Here is a 14,553-nt window from a genome sequence, read left to right as displayed (position 1 = left end):
TTGCTAATAAATATACATTAACTTTGATTTTATATTGTTAGGAATAATCAAATTATTACTTTTGCACTACGGTTATCACGTAATATTGATGCGTTAATTATTTCTTCCCCCCGTTGTTAATCAGAATTATATTGAAAATTAAATCTATAGTTATGGATAAACTATTACGCTGTTTTTTAATTTTTCTTGTTAGTGGGCAATTCCTATCTGCACAAGCCGATTATATCAGCTGGGAGTTTAGAGGAGGAAACCTACTCAATAATCCCGATGGTACTTCTACCGGACCAGGACCGGAGCCTGCAGGATTGGACGTGGCCGATATCCCTAGCACACCAATTACCTTTGGCCGTTTGCAATCTGCGGTATTAGGAGATCTGGATGGAGATGATGATTTGGATTTCATCTCTGGAAGCCAGGGAGGTACCGTACATTATTATGAAAACGATGGGACGCCAACGGCGCCTAATTGGGTAGCGGCTTCGATACCGACCTTGGATACGCTTTGGATAGATCGAGACAATCCATTTAGAAATCAAAACAGACCGCAACTCGTAGATATTGATAACGATGATGATTTAGACCTATTTATCGGTACAGATTATGATTATGAAGGTGATCGAAATAATGATATTTTGTTTTATCGAAATGTAGGTACTCCTGAAACTCCAGTTTTTGAATATGTCCCTAATGGGATACCTGGATTAAACGATATTGAAGTGGCAGAATTCCCTGGTTTAGGTTTTGTAGACCTGGATAATGACACCGATCTGGATTTGGTAGCATTAGGAAGTGATAAACTCACCTATTTTCTGAATACGGGTGACCCTGAAAATCCTGTTTTCGAACGCCAATCTGAAGCCGATAGCCCATGGAGTGATGAGGATGCCTATACCAATATGGACGTTCCCGTGCCTGTTTTTGAAGATTTTGATAAAGATGGGGATTTTGATATGTTTTTTATGATCGATACCGGTTTTGTGAGATGGATTGAAAATATAGGAACCGTTACAGAACCACAATTTGATGACCCACAACTACTTTTTAATGGTGAATTGACTCGAGGAGAAATAGGAAGCTTTGCAACCATAGACTTTGGAGATGTAAATGGTGACGGTTTAAAAGATGCTATTCTTGGAAGTTTTAATGTTGCGCGATTTGCTTGGTTCAGACAAGTACCTGTGTGTGTTGCGCCAAGTACTCCTGTGGTAACTGCCACTCCAGTAACTTGCGAGGGAGAAACTTCTACCATTACCATTTCGGGAGATCTAAATATTGCCTCTACCTGGTCGATTTATACGGATTCTTGCGGAGGTACTCTTTTGGGAACAACTACTACAAACACTTCTACTTTTGAAGTAACGCCTACAGCTCCCGGAACCACCTATTACATTAGAGGAGAAGATGGGGATTTGGCCTGCATCGATGAAAGCACAGCCATTTGCGTAGAAATTACGATTCCGGTTAATGCGATAGATGACCCTACGTTTGGCTATCCTGATACTAATTATTGTTCAAACGACTCCAACCCATCTCCTGCTATTACAGGAACAACCGGGGGAACATTTAGCTCTACCTCGGGATTAAGCATTGATCCAGATACTGGAGTGATTGATATTGCAAACAGTACTCCAAATACGTATACTGTTACGTATACTACCAATGGTACTTGCCCAGACAGTAGTGATCAGGAGATCACCATTATCCAGCAAGATGATGCTACATTTAACTATACAGATAGTAGCTATTGTAGTAACGATTCAAATCCAACACCAACGATCACAGGAACTACTGGAGGAACATTCAGTTCTACTTCTGGATTGAGTATCGATCCAGATACTGGAGTAATTGACCTTGCCAATAGTACACCTAATGTGTATACAGTGACCTATACCACCTCTGGTACATGTCCAAATAGTAGTGATCAGGAAATCACTATCATCCAACAAGATGATGCCACATTCAGTTATACAGACAGTAGCTATTGTAGTGATGATAGCAATCCAGCACCTACAATTACGGGATCTACAGGAGGAACATTCAATTCTACTTCTGGATTGAGTATCGATCCGGATACTGGGATAATTGATCTTGCCACCAGTACCCCTGCAACATACACAGTCATTTACACTACCAACGGTACATGCACAAACAGTAGTGATCAGGAGATTACTATTATCCAACAGGATAATGCTACATTTAATTATACGTCCAACAGCTATTGTAGTAACGATGCAAATCCAACACCTACAATTACCGGAACTTCTGGAGGAACCTTTAGTACTCCTATGGGCTTGAGCATTGATCCGGATACTGGGGTGATCGATATTACTAATAGTACACCGGATACGTATACAGTAACATATACTACATCTGGTATATGCCCAAACAGTAGCAATCAGGAGATCACTATTCTCCAACAGGAAGATGCTACATTCAGTTATACAGCCAATAGCTATTGTAGTAATGAGTCTAATCCTGTACCTGCAATTACAGGAACCACAGGAGGAACCTTTAGCGCTGACTCAGGGTTGAGCATTGATCTCAATACAGGAGTAATCGACCTTGCTGATAGTACTCCAGACACATATACAATTACGTATACCACTGCTGGTCTTTGCCCAAATAGTAGTTCGGTAGAAATTACGATCCATCCACTTCCAAATGTGGCTATTGAAAATGATTCCTCAACTATTTCAGTAAATAGTTTGGAAGGAGCAACGTATCAATGGATAAATTGTGATACCGACTCTCCGGTGGCTAGCGAAACCAACGCTTCGTTTACTATTTCAGAAAATGGATCTTATGCCGTAGACATCACCATAAATGGTTGTACCAACAGATCTGAATGTGTAACCATCAATATCGCAAACAGTTTGTCTGACTTTAAGTTATATCCAAATCCTTCGGAAGGGATGATTCATGTTACTCTTCCCTCGGTAATCGATATTGCTATCTATAATAATCACGGGAGAAAAGTATTTGAGACCACCAATACTTCTATAGATATTTCTACATTGAAGTCTGGGGTATACTTTATGAAAATCGAAACTTCAGAGGGCACCACCATTAGAAAGTTGGTAAGAAACTAGAAGATTTATGATTTCCTTTTGCTTTTGCTACTCTTTGCCAAGGGGTTGAAGGCAAGACATAATTGTACCCAATACTCAAGGTCGTCATCCAGATCAAAACCATCTGGAGAGACAAAGACAAAACCCTTCATGGGCCTACCCGTAAAATCCATAGGAAGACACCCTTCTTTTTGCATGGCTTCGTTCATGGCATCGGGTCCGATCCTGGCCATTAGCAAATCCATTTCCTTCTTTTTATCAAAATGTATCCCGCAACACATCTTATCATCCACCATAAAACATAAACCGCCCATCATTTTTTTCTCGAAGAAACCAATACGTTCTTCCCTAAATATCTGACGAATTCGGTCAGCCAAAAATTCGTTGTATGCCATAATTATTGTATTGCTTTGGTTAAATAGTCATTTAGCGGTTGCATGATTTTCCAATATCCAATCAACTCTTCAATCAACTGCTCACTCAGGATCAAATCCGATGGTTTTTCGGTCACAAAATAAAACTGTTTATTCGCAATATACGGTTCCTTCTCTATCGCTTGTTGCCATTCTTTAGGAATACGCTTCATTGCCTCACCTTTTAGCTCTCCAAAGTGTTCTATAAATTGTTGCTCTTCGATAAGCTTACGGAACGTTTTTGGATCCTCCTTGATTTTTGTTCTAATCTTAAGAAGCTGCTCCTTATCCGGACCAAAACATCCTCCCATAATGCCAACCATTTCTGGCGAGAACCGAACAAAAAAACCAGGAATACTTTTGTCCTTCTTGCCTCCTCTGGAAATAAACGCGGTATAATGTAAATTATATGGTGTTTTGTCCTTAGAGAATCGAATATCTCTATTAATTCTAAGGATACAATCTTTGGGTTCAATCATAAGATTTGCATCCACTTTTTGTATTTCTTCGATCATTTTACCAACAAACACAGTAAATGGCTTTTTGACACTTGATTCGTATCTCTTTTTATTTTCATGAAACCACTCTTTATGATTGTTGGCCGCCAACTCCTTGAAAAAGCTTATAAAATCTTCTGTTAAACACTGCATAATATACGGTTTACCTACTAAAGCACTACCGACCCTTGAACCTAAAGATCGGTAGACCTAATAACTTTATTATTTCATTGAATGAAAAGCTACTCGATTTCCTTCCGTATCCAGAAATATAGCCATAAAACCATTCTCCCCTAGAGATGTTTTTGGCATCAAGACCTTACCCCCGGCTTTTTCTACTCTAGCTAAAGGTACCGATAGATCTTCTCCTCCATTAAGATAAGCAAAGGTTCCTTCTTGAGATGGTTTGTTGCCGTTACCGTGAGTAACACAACCTCCTACTCCTCCATCTTTATATGGAAAAAAGGCCATTTTAAATTCAGTTTCAAAGGGTTGTAACTCTACATTAAGAAGTTCGTTATAAAACTTTACTGCTCTTTCAAAATTGGTGCTTGGTATTTCAAACCAGCTAATTGCACTAGACATAGTATTGTTGATTTTTGATTAATAACTACTCAAAGATATTGGATAACAAGTTTCAAAAAAATTATATTTTTGAAAAAACATAGGTTTCTAAAATGAAGAAAAGCGAAGAATTATTCCATCTCATACAATCCTTATCTAAGAGTGAAAAGCGTTATTTTAAGCTCAGCGCTCAAGGAAGTGACTCTGCAGAATATTTGGTTTTGTTTGACGCCATAGAAGCACAAAAAGAATACGACGAACAAGAAATAAAAACCATTTTTAAGGACAAAGCTTTTGTCAATCAACTTACCACTATAAAAAACTATTTGAAACATCGTATTTTACAATCGCTACGGAATTACCATGCTAAAATTTCAAAAAACACAGAGCTTTTGGATATTCTTCGCAACGTGGAAATTTTATTTCACAAAGGACAATACACTATTTGCGACAGCGAACTGAAACGAGCAGAAAAAAAAGCCAAAAGTTTTCAGCAAGACACCTTATTGTTTCATATCCAGGATTGGAAAAGAAAGGTATACCAGGCACTTAATCCCCAGGATTTCGAAACACTTCGTACTATTATACTAGAACAAAAAACAACCTTAAAATCTACCAACGAATATATTGATCTCTTGCTCGCCAATATTGACCCTACTCAATTTTCCCTTTCACACAAAAAAAGTGGTTCTCTACAGAATAAAACGCTCAAAACCCTTCATAAATACAGGAAACTCCTACTATCCAAAGATCCAGAAAAAGCGAGACGTACTTTAGAAGATCTAATAAAAGAATGGGAACAATATCCAGAAATGCTTCATGAGTTTTTCCCAATGTATTTTTCAGTTTGTAATAATTTACTCGGTTTTTTAGTATTCAGAAAGGAATATAAAAAAGCCTTTGTACGCATCTTGTTAATCAAACAAAAAGCATCCCAAGTCACCACTACTTCTGCGTCATTAATCAAAGAAAAGTTACGACTATACAACATAGAATTAGAAATTCATCGAAACCTAAAAGAACTACACACTACTCATGAAGTTATTCAAGAAATACAGGAATTTATGACGCAACACGCTACCCTTATTCCCAATAATTACAGACTTTCATTTAGTTATCAATTTGCTGCTATTTATTTTACCAAAAACGACTACAAAACATCCCTGCATTGGATCAATGCCATTCTAAATCGTCAAACCAAAAAAGATCGAAAAGATTTGATCACCTATACACATTGGCTGAATCTTTTGGTACATTATGAACTCGGCAACGGATTCACCTTACGGTATTTAATCGACAATTTCAAAAAACATCTTAAAAAGCAAGAAAACATAGTTTCTTACCAAAAGATTCTACTGAAATTTTTATCAAAAACAGTAGAATGCACGTCACAAGAAAAAAGAAAGGCATTTATTACACTAAAAGAAGAGCTAATTCTTAACCCGATTCCAGAAGATGTTTTAGGTTATATCGATTTTGAGGATTGGGCAATCCATAGAAAACATTAAATCTCAGGAGTGTCTTTGAGACAACATTCTCATAAAGTTTTCTTTATACGTATTTCCAATAGAGAGCTGCGTGTCAAGCACATCTACATAATCAGTACCGTATGCTTTGATCTTATCAAATGCAACAATATATGATTTGTGAATCCGTACAAAATCCTCTTTTGGCAACAGTTTTTGTAAATCTATGAGTTTGTGATAAACCACAAAATGTTTGTCTTTGAGATGAATTTTCACATAGTTACTTAACCCTTCGATATAAATAATATCATCATAGTCTATTCGGATGTTTTTCCGGTCTACCTTAAAATACTCATAGGTCTTTTTACAAGCTGTAGCTTCCACTACTGGTGTCTCTACCGATCGAGTTACCTTATTTACTGCCTTTAGGAATCGCTCAAAAGAAAATGGTTTTAGTAAATAATCTGCAACATCGAGCTCATATCCTTCTAGAGCAAACTCTCGATAGGCGGTAGTAATAATGGTTGCAGGAGGATGATTTAAGGTTTTTAAAAAGCTTAAACCACTTATCTTGGGCATTTCTATATCCAGAAACAAGATGTCGATCGTGTGCTGTTGCAAGATTTTAAGGGCATCCATGGCATTGTCGCAAATGGCAAAAACCTCGAGATCAGGAACATCTTCCACAAACCCCTTTACAATATTTTGTGCAATGGGTTCATCATCTACGATAACACACTTAAGCTTCATCTTGCTGTAGTTTTATGGTTAAATCTACACGAAAAGCATCATTGGTTTTGTCAATGGTCAACTTTTTGTTCTCTCCATATAATAAATCCAATCGGCGACAAATATTTTGAAGCCCCAGCCCTCCACAGGCATTCTCTTCTTCTTGAGTAGAAATGCTATTTTCAGCTTTAAAAGACAACTCATTGTTGTGAACCTCAATATTCACCTTGATCCATCCTTTTTTTACTTCGTTTTTAAGGCCATGCTTAAACGCATTCTCTATAAAAGGCACAAGAATTAGCGGTGGAATTTTAATTCCTTCAGTTTCGCCACTCACTTCAAAATCGATCACTACCCTTTTTTCGTATCGCTCTTTTTCAAGCGCAATAATATTCTCGATCAGTTTTAATTCTTTGGTCAGCAAAACCAGTTTGGTATTGGACTCATACAAGGTATAGCTCAAAATATCCGATAACTTAAGAATCAGGCTTGGTGTTTTTTCAGATTTCTCGAGAGCCAAACCATAAATACTATTCAAGGTATTGAACAAAAAGTGAGGGTTAGTCTGTGATCGTAAAAACTTTAATTCGGCATTGGTCTTTTCTTGTTTGAGCACTTCGGTTTCTCGTCGTTGCTTATACCAATCCATAAAAAGCTTAAACCCCGTAGTAAATGCCACTGGTGAGATAATGATAAGCACCACCTGAATTATTTTGGAAAACGCCAAAGGCTCTATTTTCTGACCTACTAACCATTGTGGGAAAAACTTAGGAAACCCCCAATACAATACAAAATACCGATGACCCACCGCAATAACCAACAACAACAAGATCAGAATGGTAAAATAGGGCAATAATTTATTCTTATACAAAAACATCGGAATCAGAATAAACCAATTGATGTAGACTGCAATGAACCTGGATGGCAGCACCAAAAGTTCATAGATCAATGCTCCTTTAAACGAATGCATATATCCCCATTCTGAGATGGTAAAAGATGCGGTTACCACCACCCAGAACAAAATATGATAGGTAATATGTTTTATCCTTAACTGCATATACTGATGACCTTCAAAACTATGGGATATCTTTTCAACTTCTGAAATTTTTATGCCTACATCGGTTGAATTTATGCAAACACCTTATTTAGGCAGTTGGCATAAAGAACATAAAGGTATGCAGAATTCTTTGTGAAACTTGTATAAAATTCATTCAATGTAACTTATTCTGAAGTACTTTCATATAGCTCCCGTAAAGGAGTATCAATCATCAATCAAAAAACGAACATCATGAATAGATCACAATTCATAAAAACCGGAATTGGCTCTGCGGGTACTCTTATGTTTCCTGTTACATCAGTTTTTTCGCAACCTTTTTCAGAAAAAACACAATTAGACAAAAAAATAGTCGCCGAATTTGTGGGCGCTGGCCATGGCAAATTTGATAAGGTTAAGGAACTTCTTGAAGAATATCCAACACTTCTCAATGCTGCTCATGACTGGAAAAATGGTGATTTTGAAACTGCCTTGGGAGCTGCTAGTCATGTCGGGTATAAAGAATTAGCAACATTTCTTATCGATAAAGGCGCTCAAGCCAATATTTTTACGGCAGCTCTTTTTGGCAGGATCGATATTATAAAACCTACGCTAAGCTTTTTCCCAAATGCACTTCATGCCAAAGGTCCGCATGGATTTACCCTACTACATCATGCAGAACGTGGTGGAGATGAAGCCAAAGAAGTTAAGGATTACCTCATCTCACTTGGAGCCACAGAAACCAAAATTCAACTTTACTAATATGAATATAAAAGCTACCCTATTTTGTGTCCTGGGTATTATTTGGGGCACAATCGCCCTTGCAATGTTTACCTCTTTTGTACAAGAAATACTATTCAATGGTGCACACTATACCAATGCCAGCACATCGATTGTGATCTTTAGTGGTTTTTTTACTTTTCTAGCAGCTATTGCAGCCGGTCATGTAAGCAGAATACTAGGCAAAACCTACACGTTTATCATTCCCTGGATGATTAGCAACCTCATCATAATGGAAACAGTATTCTTAATTTTCTTTGGTAATACTAACGACCCTATTTGGTATACCGTTGTTGGCGGTTGTGGTCTTATTCTTGGGATTTGGATAGGGTATCACTTTCTGGAAATCAAAGATTCCTTTGTAACCGGATCAGAATATTACAGTAAAGAAAAAGTATAAAAAGTGAGTTCTGAAACTCACTTTTTATACGCCAATGTTCTGATCTTGATTTTAACCTCATTCCCTATAAAAAAGGACCCATTATCCATCTTTTTATTGAACATTATCCCGAAATCGAATCGATCAATGACCAAATCGGCTTTAATACCTATAGCTATTTTCTTTGTAGGATCTTTAAATGGACCGGAAACAGTTATCGGAAACTGAATGCGTTTTGTGATTCCCCGAATGGTTAAATCCCCTTCCATGACATATTGATTCTCCTGGTTTTTGGTCACTGCTGTAGACACAAAGTTAATTTCCGGGTATGACGCCGTATCCAACCACATTTTTCCTTTAAGATGTCCGTCTCTTATTTCATTATTAGTATCCAAACTATTGGTTTTAATCTTAATATTTGCTTGCAAACTCTCTATATTTTCATTTTGCAATGAGATGTCGCCAGCAAATTCATTAAACCTACCCGTGACTTCACCTACCAGAAAACGTTCTACGTCAAAACCAATATAGGTATGCCCAACATCCAATAGGTATTGATCATTTACTGAGTAAAATCCGAGATTGAGAAATGAGAAAAATAATAGTAACGGTAGCAAGATTTTTGTTTTCATCATAAGGTGTTTTTTGATTATACCTCAATGATAAAACTATCTGGTATCCCAGGCGACAATCTTTATAAGTATTGCCAAACTTTATAATTAATTTGCATGTACCACCGCTTTTCGGAAAGCTGAAGGCGTATTCCCATCAAACTTTTTGAAAGCGTTGACAAAAGAGGTTTTATTATTAAATCCAGCATCAAATGCAATCCGCAACAGCGTATATTCAGGATGTAGTTGTATTCTTTTTTTAGCTTCTTCTACCCGATAGCTATTAATCAAATCAAAAAAAGTAGAATTAAAATGTTCGTTAATAATCTGAGAAACATGATGAGAAGGGATATCCATCATTTTGGCTACATCATCTAACCGAATTTTACTATTTAGATAGATTTTTTCGTTTTCGATTAAATCTTTCAACTGCTGAACGTAGGTTGCTACTTCTTGTAATTTCAAAGTGCTTTTTGCATACTTTTCTTTCTTAAGTTGAATGGGTTGCCATTCTGCGTTCATCAAATAGTATCCTATTACATAGAATAAAACTCCCGTGGGGAGCACGTATATGTAATCCAGATGTCTTCTATAAATATCAGTGACCAAAAGGAGATATAAAAACAATGATGAAAATACAACAACGACCAGAAGTATTCTGTTAAAAAGCTTCACCCATCGAAGTGCTGGCTCTATGTATGCATATTCAAATCTCAATGCTCTACTATAATTTTGAATGATGTATAAGTTTCTGAAGAGGTAAAATCCTAGGTGAATAAATTGAGCAATAAACACCACAGCATATACATATTGAATAGGACTGATCACTTTTTTTCTATGATCAAAAACCGAAAGCATTCCATAATCGACTTGTCTTTTGTTGATAATATCATCAACAAAAAGAGGAAGAACGGCTACAAAGATTAGAAAGGGTAAGAAATGTAGTATTTCTTTTAATCCAGGTTTCCATTGTTGATCCACCATTGATTTGAAATAAAACAACGACAATGGCCCCAATAGAAACCAAGATCCATATCGGGTTCCATAAAAAATGCTAAATGGAATGTGCAATCGTTGCCGGATGGAGAAAAACTCCAGCATAAACCAAATCAATACCAGAAGTATGCCTACAAGGTAGGTATTCTCCTTTCGGATGCGTTTTTTGGGTGAAAACAATAGTACTGAAATCAGGAAAATCCCTTGAAAAATAACTATAAGTAATAATGCCGACCAAAAATCAATACGCATTAACGGTTTTTATGTTTTATGAAAAGTAGATATATGTTGCAATTACAATCGCACAAATCAATACACCCACAACTTTGACAGCTTTCCACGGAACGATATCCACTTTTTTGGTGTACTCTAACTCGAACGGAACTGCTCTTGGATACAATTTACCAATAATTAGCATAACTCCTACATTGAAAACAAAAAGTATCGCCATGACGTGCAAGAAATGTGGAAATTGATCCTCCATTATCGTACCATCCAGCACTACATAAATTATGTATAGAACTGCACCAGAAATAATGGCAATTTTTGCCGCAATAGCCGGAACATTTTTGGTAAGATACCCTACAACTATAATCGTAAGAATAGGAATACTATAGCATCCATTAACCTGTTGCAAGTATCCAAAAATACTCTCTGCACTTTGTAAGAGCGGAGCAATAATCATAGCAAACAAGGCCAGACCTACTCCAAACAGTTTTCCTGCAAATACGGTTTGGCGCTCCGTTGCTTCCTTATTCACGTATTGCTTATAGATATCTATACCAAAAAGGGTAACCGAACTATTCAACGCACTATTAAAAGAACTCAATATGGCACCAAACAACACTGCAGCAAAGAAACCAACCAGAGATAACGGTAATACTCTACTCACCAAGGTAGGATAAGCTTCATCCGCTTTTTCTAGTGTATCTCCAAACATATGAAATGCAATAACCCCAGGAAGCACTACAATCAATGGGCCTAATATCTTGATAAACGCTGCCAACATCAATCCTTTTTGTCCTTCTTTCAGGTTTTTTGCTCCCAACGCTCTTTGAATTATCGCTTGATTTGTTCCCCAATAAAACAATTGCACCAACATCATCCCAGTAAAAATAGTAGCAAACGGCACAGAAGCCTCACTATTACCAATAGAGTCGAATTTCTCTGGATTATCTCTAAACAAAGTGGTCAATCCTTCTCCGATGCTTCCATCTCCTATTTCCAGCAATCCAAATACGGGAATCATAATCCCCCCGATCAATAATCCTATAGCATTGATCGTATCAGAAACAGCCACTGCTTTTAGTCCTCCAAAAATCGCATAAATCGAACCGATAATACCAATCCCAAAAACACAAATCCAAATAGCCGCATTCTTAGAAACACCTAATAATCCTGGTACATCAAACATGGTGCTTAACGCCAACGAACCGGTATATAATACGATTGGTAATAATACAATTGCATACCCCGATAGAAATAGTCCGGATGCAATGGTTTTGGTCACCGTATCATATCGTTTTTCTAAAAACTGGGGTACTGTAGTAATCCCTCCTTTAAGGTATCTCGGTAACAAAAACACAGCGGTAATCACCATGGCAATCGCAGCCAACGTCTCCCAGGCCATTACCAAAACTCCTTCGGTAAATGCTTGCCCATTAAGTCCAACGATCTGTTCTGTAGACAAATTGGTAAGTAACAATGAACCTGCTATGACCACTCCTGTAAGACTTCGACCTCCTAAGAAATAGCCATCCGAGGTGTTTTCATTTGTTTTACGCGAGGCGATATAAGAGATTATTCCCACTAATAAAGTGAAGCCTAAAAAGGAAAGTAAACCCATAATGATTGTGTTTTGAGATTAAATATATAGGAATTATTTTAAACTATTATTAACATTTTCGATTTGATAAATTCTTTCAAAAAGACGCTAAACTCATCTATTTCTAAGAAGCCTCTTCATGATTATTAAATGTTTAAGAAAAAACAACCCTACCTATTTCATAAGTCCCCACAGGCATTTTCATGTACTAAATGAATGTTAATTTTTACATAAAAGAATACTATTATCGCATATTTGCGTTTCAAATCGTGGTATCTATCTTAACACAAACTCAACATTTTTGATACCGCATTTAAAGCTACCACCTGAATCTTAACTTGATACTTATGTGATCGCTGAACCTCGAGTGAAATCTTCATTCGAGGTTCTTTTTTGAAGTGTGATTTTCCAGCAAATTCAAAAAAACCGCACTATCTATTGCCAGAATTAGAATGCTTGCCATAAATCCCCTATTTTTGAGTCCTTACCAATAAATTAATATAGTATTGTAATGCGCATTTTTCTTTTTATGGTGATGATTTGTCTTTGTTTTTCTTGTAAAAAGGAAATCAAAACAGAAGCACAAGTAGTTCCTACAGAGAAATCACTGGATAGCCTTTCTAAAGACCATATACGACTAGACCTGTTGAAGCTCTCTTCGCAAGGAGAAAAAGACCTTGAAACTTTTGAGGATTTTCAAAACCTTCGAAATTTAAGCCAAACACTAAAAACCGCTAACCCTTACTATGTAAAAAAGTATGCTGATAGTATACAAATACTGATTCAGGTTTTTGACGAAAATCTTTCAGAAGATTTGAATGTAAACACAATCAATTCTCGAATTTCTGTGCTTATGACCGAATCTGGTTTACTCAAGCAAGTAACGGAAACCCAAAATCCCAAACCCGAGAAAATTCTCGAGCAAAACACGCGTTTGCTTACAGCCTATAATAGTTTGATCGTTCAACTTAATGAATTGTCTTTGGCCATACCAGAAAATATTGAGAAAGAGCTTTTGCGTGATTTGGATGAAGAAAATAAAGAAGAATAAATACTATGAAAAATATCCTCCTCATTTTATCTGTAGTTTGCTGCAGTGTTTGTTTTAGCCAAGCAAAAACCGACATTGATCAACTGTTAGTATCCTGGCATAAAGCGGCAGCAGATGCCGATTTTGAAGCCTATTTTGGCCGAATGACTAATGATGCCATTTTTATTGGTACAGATCCAACAGAAAATTGGTCGTATGACGCGTTTAAGTCTTTTGCAAAACCCTATTTTGACAAAGGTAAAGCCTGGAGTTTCTCGACTTTGGAACGAAATATTTTTGTTAAAGAAGGTGATACTTTAGCCTGGTTTGACGAGTTGTTAGACACTCAAATGGGTATTTGCAGAGGAAGTGGTGTAGTAGAAAAAACAACTGATGGCTGGAAGGTGAAACACTATGTGTTATCGATTGCTATTCCCAACGAAAATGTAGCTGAAATCACCAAACTGAAACAAAACTTTGACACCACGCTTATGCAGCAACTAAGAGCTGGTAAGAACTAGTCCAATGTAGCTTGAAATGCACTAAGATCATCAAAACAATGCGCTGCTCCGGCAGCAAGAAGTTTGTTTTTGTTCCGCTCTCCTATCCCCACAAAATCTAGGGATAAATTCTGTGCGGTTTTCAAATCCCATATCCCATCTCCAACAGAAATTACCTGATCAAATTCGGATCTCTGATAGAACTGCTTTGCCCGATCAATGGCATCTAATACAAATCCTTCTCTAGACTCATGCGTTTTTGAGGTAGCTACCAATTGTTCATCGTACCAAAGGTTACATTGTTCTAATTTTAGTATTGCTGGCTTAGGTAGAGCGCCAGTAGCAAAACAAAACGGTATTTTTTGAGCTCTAAGGAAGTTAAGTAGTCTTTTTGCTCCGTTAATTTCTACAACAGGATCAAATTTGTTCATCTGTAGCACCAAATCCTCTTCAAAATCATGTAATAACCCCTCTGGCATTCTGGATTCAAAATTACGCTCATAATTGTATCGCAATGCATAACTATCTGTATGATGTTTGTAGTTATTGTAATCGGTATCGATATCTTTAATTCCTAAAGCTTGTAACGATTTGGTAACCGAAATCAAATACATAGGTACACTATCGGTTAAAGTGCCATCAATATCAAATATGAAGAGCTT

The 14,553-nt window shown here is 36.9% G+C and carries 15 protein-coding genes; 6 read left to right on the top strand and 9 right to left on the bottom strand.

Going from position 1 to position 14,553, the window contains the following annotated elements; all coding sequences use genetic code 11:
* Nucleotides 1–152: 152 nt before the first annotated feature.
* A complete protein-coding gene (locus tag BUE24_RS19375) occupies nucleotides 153–3,089 on the top strand; it encodes a T9SS type A sorting domain-containing protein (RefSeq protein ID WP_073319882.1) in 2,937 nt (978 codons plus the stop codon).
* Nucleotides 3,090–3,094: 5 nt separating this feature from the next.
* On the opposite strand, the gene BUE24_RS19370 is transcribed toward BUE24_RS19375, so the two are convergent.
* The 3 genes from BUE24_RS19370 to BUE24_RS19360 form a co-directional block, all read right to left on the bottom strand.
* Nucleotides 3,095–3,463 (bottom strand): TfoX/Sxy family protein, encoded by a 369-nt coding sequence (locus tag BUE24_RS19370; protein ID WP_073319879.1) that lies wholly within the window; start codon nucleotides 3,461–3,463, stop codon nucleotides 3,095–3,097.
* A gap of 2 nt (nucleotides 3,464–3,465) precedes the next feature.
* Nucleotides 3,466–4,131, bottom strand: coding sequence for a DUF2461 domain-containing protein (locus tag BUE24_RS19365; protein WP_073319876.1), 666 nt, complete (start codon nucleotides 4,129–4,131; stop codon nucleotides 3,466–3,468).
* Between the two features lie 69 nt (nucleotides 4,132–4,200).
* Nucleotides 4,201–4,563 (bottom strand): VOC family protein, encoded by a 363-nt coding sequence (locus BUE24_RS19360; protein WP_073319874.1) that lies wholly within the window; start codon nucleotides 4,561–4,563, stop codon nucleotides 4,201–4,203.
* Nucleotides 4,564–4,655: 92 nt separating this feature from the next.
* Between BUE24_RS19360 and BUE24_RS19355 the strand changes: the two genes are divergently transcribed.
* A complete protein-coding gene (locus BUE24_RS19355; protein ID WP_073319872.1) occupies nucleotides 4,656–6,050 on the top strand; it encodes a hypothetical protein in 1,395 nt (464 codons plus the stop codon).
* A 3-nt stretch (nucleotides 6,051–6,053) separates the two neighbouring features.
* On the opposite strand, the gene BUE24_RS19350 is transcribed toward BUE24_RS19355, so the two are convergent.
* Together BUE24_RS19350 and BUE24_RS19345 are read right to left on the bottom strand one after the other, a co-directional pair.
* Nucleotides 6,054–6,758: a LytR/AlgR family response regulator transcription factor gene (locus tag BUE24_RS19350; RefSeq protein ID WP_073319869.1), complete on the bottom strand. Its 705-nt coding sequence runs from the start codon at nucleotides 6,756–6,758 to the stop codon at nucleotides 6,054–6,056.
* Nucleotides 6,748–7,794: a sensor histidine kinase gene (locus BUE24_RS19345; RefSeq protein ID WP_073319866.1), complete on the bottom strand. Its 1,047-nt coding sequence runs from the start codon at nucleotides 7,792–7,794 to the stop codon at nucleotides 6,748–6,750. The genes BUE24_RS19350 and BUE24_RS19345 overlap by 11 nt, the downstream gene beginning before the upstream one ends.
* A 231-nt stretch (nucleotides 7,795–8,025) precedes the next feature.
* On the opposite strand from BUE24_RS19345, the gene BUE24_RS19340 reads away from it, so the two are divergent.
* Together BUE24_RS19340 and BUE24_RS19335 are read left to right on the top strand one after the other, a co-directional pair.
* The gene (locus BUE24_RS19340; RefSeq protein WP_211483328.1) at nucleotides 8,026–8,532 is read left to right on the top strand and encodes an ankyrin repeat domain-containing protein; all 507 of its coding nucleotides are present in this window, start codon (nucleotides 8,026–8,028) and stop codon (nucleotides 8,530–8,532) included.
* A gap of 1 nt (nucleotide 8,533) precedes the next feature.
* Nucleotides 8,534–8,950: a hypothetical protein gene (locus BUE24_RS19335; RefSeq protein WP_073319864.1), complete on the top strand. Its 417-nt coding sequence runs from the start codon at nucleotides 8,534–8,536 to the stop codon at nucleotides 8,948–8,950.
* Between the two features lie 17 nt (nucleotides 8,951–8,967).
* Here the strand turns inward: BUE24_RS19335 and BUE24_RS19330 are convergent, their stop codons facing one another.
* The 3 genes from BUE24_RS19330 to BUE24_RS19320 all read right to left on the bottom strand — a co-directional run bounded on the left by BUE24_RS19330 (nucleotide 8,968) and on the right by BUE24_RS19320 (nucleotide 12,382).
* Nucleotides 8,968–9,564: a YceI family protein gene (locus tag BUE24_RS19330; RefSeq protein WP_084549621.1), complete on the bottom strand. Its 597-nt coding sequence runs from the start codon at nucleotides 9,562–9,564 to the stop codon at nucleotides 8,968–8,970.
* 84 nt (nucleotides 9,565–9,648) lie between these two features.
* A complete protein-coding gene (locus BUE24_RS19325) occupies nucleotides 9,649–10,788 on the bottom strand; it encodes an AraC family transcriptional regulator (protein ID WP_073319858.1) in 1,140 nt (379 codons plus the stop codon).
* Nucleotides 10,789–10,804: 16 nt separating this feature from the next.
* Nucleotides 10,805–12,382, bottom strand: a complete 1,578-nt coding sequence (locus BUE24_RS19320; protein ID WP_073319855.1) for a solute:sodium symporter family transporter — start codon at nucleotides 12,380–12,382, stop codon at nucleotides 10,805–10,807.
* Between the two features lie 490 nt (nucleotides 12,383–12,872).
* Between BUE24_RS19320 and BUE24_RS19315 the strand changes: the two genes are divergently transcribed.
* Nucleotides 12,873–13,412, top strand: a complete 540-nt coding sequence (locus tag BUE24_RS19315; RefSeq protein ID WP_073319852.1) for a hypothetical protein — start codon at nucleotides 12,873–12,875, stop codon at nucleotides 13,410–13,412.
* A 5-nt stretch (nucleotides 13,413–13,417) separates the two neighbouring features.
* The gene (locus tag BUE24_RS19310) at nucleotides 13,418–13,912 is read left to right on the top strand and encodes a nuclear transport factor 2 family protein (RefSeq protein ID WP_073319849.1); all 495 of its coding nucleotides are present in this window, start codon (nucleotides 13,418–13,420) and stop codon (nucleotides 13,910–13,912) included.
* On the opposite strand, the gene BUE24_RS19305 is transcribed toward BUE24_RS19310, so the two are convergent.
* Nucleotides 13,909–14,544, bottom strand: a complete 636-nt coding sequence (locus BUE24_RS19305) for an HAD family hydrolase (protein ID WP_280174047.1) — start codon at nucleotides 14,542–14,544, stop codon at nucleotides 13,909–13,911. The two genes, BUE24_RS19310 and BUE24_RS19305, sit on opposite strands and share 4 nt — an antisense overlap.
* Between the last annotated feature and the right edge of the window lie 9 nt (nucleotides 14,545–14,553).

This window comes from Aquimarina spongiae, assembly GCF_900141785.1.
Lineage (GTDB): Bacteria > Bacteroidota > Bacteroidia > Flavobacteriales > Flavobacteriaceae > Aquimarina > Aquimarina spongiae.
The sequence above is the reverse complement of the archived record's forward strand: the minus strand, read 5'-3'. Positions and strand labels throughout refer to the sequence as shown.